General features: G+C 30.2%; 2 protein-coding genes. Both read right to left on the reverse strand.

The genetic code is table 11. The annotated features are described in order from the left end of the window. Positions 1-24: 24 nt before the first annotated feature. Complete coding sequence (csx20, locus tag Q0296_RS09005; RefSeq protein WP_298039595.1) at positions 25-405, reverse strand: CRISPR-associated protein Csx20; 381 nt, start codon at positions 403-405, stop codon at positions 25-27. Then, positions 402-1,417 (reverse strand): TM1812 family CRISPR-associated protein (locus tag Q0296_RS09010; RefSeq protein ID WP_298039598.1); only part of this gene is annotated, 1,016 nt, incomplete at its 5' end. The genes Q0296_RS09010 and csx20, both read right to left, overlap by 4 nt.

Consider the following 1,417-nt stretch of genomic DNA (forward strand, 5'->3'; position numbering starts at 1 on the left):
ATGTTTTATTGCTTAACTCCGCCATTATAAATCCTCATATTCTCTAAATCTTGCATGTTTAAATTCTCGTTTTGTTACGACTTTTCCATTTTCTATATATTCGCTTACTATGCGCTTTGTAGTAGCATATACGACGGTTAAACCCATATTTTTTGCGAATTTTATCATATTATATGTTGCTCCAAAGTCACCTTGAACTAACAACACATCGCCTGCGTTAGCCTGCCCCGTAAGTCTATCTTTGTAGATATTTACGATATTTAGTACACTTTTTTCAAACGGATCTATGTCGCTCCACTTTGCATCAGCTATATTTACAAATTTCTCAATTTTTAAATTTTCTTTCGCATCCTCCTCTTGTTCTGGTGTTAGAGTATGATTCATTAAAATAAAAAGAGTTTTCATTTTTTATTTCCCAGTATGTTTTGCACTATACAAAATGAATTATATTTATCTAACATTTTTGTGAGCTCTTTTTTTGAATCTTCTATTTTTTCACTTGCGTTACCGTGAGCTAGATTATTTCTTAGCTTTTCCGCCTCTTTTATAAAATCTCTAAAATTACCAAGAGTTCTTATGCTCTCCAGCTTATTTTTTATATCATAGTATGCCACACCACCTTTTTTTAGATATTTTTCATCTCTTAGTTCCATCCATTTTACAAAAGTTCTAGACTCGTGTGTTAGATCATAGGCATTGAAATTTTTACTTTTTCTAAAGGCATCAATGTGCATTTTTACATTATTGCCAAAACATTCAAAGCTTTCTGCACAGTAATACCCAATAGCTTCAAATAACAGGGTTATAGAATTTAATAAGTACCCTTTCGAGCTTAACAACCTAGACATTCTATAAAATTTCATAGAATCTTTTTGCTTGCCTATGTCTTGAAGCTCTTTTATATGTTGCTGTATGTCATTAAGGCTGCTTTTAAATGTTTCGATCTGCTCATTTTTTAAAATCAACTCTATATTATTTAAAATTTTATCAGTATCGTTGCTAAGAGCTTTTAATGAATTAGATAGTATATGGTTTGAAATAGTTGATAGCTGGTTTGCAAGATCATGAAAATTTTTATTTTTAAATTTAGAGGCTAAAGCTACTGTGTAGTTGCGATTAAAACTTTCAAGTATATATGAGATATTTGCAAGCTCCAGATACTCTTTTAAGTCGATTATTTCATATTCTTCTCTGGGCTTCATTTCTTTTGCAAAAAATATATGTTTAATTTTGTCTGTATTATTTAAACTTTGAGAGATAAGTGAAATAGTTGCCAAGATCGGGATATGTCTAAATCCATGAGTTAGGTCTATTATGTATTCTTTATCGCCTGACGTTGCATTATTTATGATACGCAAGATATCGTAAAAGTTTTTTTCGCCTTCTATTAAATTTTCATTATTAAATATCTCATCAT

Origin of the sequence: uncultured Campylobacter sp. (genome assembly GCF_937890585.1) — a bacterium.
Classification (GTDB): Bacteria; Campylobacterota; Campylobacteria; order Campylobacterales; family Campylobacteraceae; genus Campylobacter_A.

What these genes read in the sequence shown, in the direction of transcription:
- csx20 (WP_298039595.1), bottom strand. Translation starts at nt 405, where the DNA reads ATGAAAACTCTTTTTATTTTAATGAATCATACTCTAACACCAGAACAA.